Annotated in this window: 2 protein-coding genes; both read right to left on the minus strand. The window is 35.6% G+C overall.

Translation table 11 applies throughout. The features are described from left to right. A partial coding sequence (locus ACRCJ0_RS16740; RefSeq protein WP_431391287.1) for a sigma factor occupies positions 1 to 549 on the minus strand: 549 nt, incomplete at its 3' end. A gap of 65 nt (positions 550 to 614) precedes the next feature. After that, positions 615 to 818 (minus strand): NYN domain-containing protein (locus ACRCJ0_RS16745; protein WP_431391288.1); only part of this gene is annotated, 204 nt, incomplete at its 5' end.

Raw genomic sequence — 818 nt, forward strand, 5'->3', positions numbered from 1 at the left:
TTTTCTGGTAAAGCCCGTGAGTTTTTCCATCTCTTCGTAAGAAAAACCTTTTTTGAAATAACCATATGCCGTTCTTTCCATATCAGACAAACTTTTTTCATATCTATTAATTGTCTCATTGAAGAGATATACATATTCAGGTGGAAACTCTTTGGTTCTCAAGCGGTTTTCTATATTGTTTTCTTCACCTTCACTTGCAAATAAATCTAGCGAACGTTCCACTTTGAAATTAGCAATCCGTTTATCCGTCATGTGCATCCGACGAATATCGAGCAACCTATTTTTGAATACATTCGCAAAGTAAGTTGTAAAGGCTGCCTTACTATTGATGCGATATGTTTGAACAGCTTGTACTAGACTAATTCTAGCTTCTTGATAGTAATCATCATTTTCCAAAATATACTTAGGGATGCGCCAACGGTTAGCATATAAGGTAGGTAAAACTTCTTGGTATAATGCATCAAATATTTCCTCAGTAATTTCATTTTTACCCTGCAACACTAAATCCAATACCTGTGACTGGTCTTTACTTTGTTTCTGCTTTGCCATAGATTTGTCCTCTCCAAATAGACCACCCAGGCTCAATCCAAAAGACCAAACGCACCAAAATCCTACTATTCACTTTTCTTGTCAATTAAATCTCTATAAAAGTCATTTAATTTATCTAGCTGATGGACTGACCATGGTATGGATCTTTGATATTTGTTGTATTCATAATCATTACCACCATGTGCAATTTCCGCGTTGGTTTTTTGCACATCTCTATATAACTCTTGTGCTGATTGCCTTAAAGCACCTTTTTGGAAAACAATTCGCTG

The organism is Aerococcus sp. L_32 (assembly GCF_050689315.1).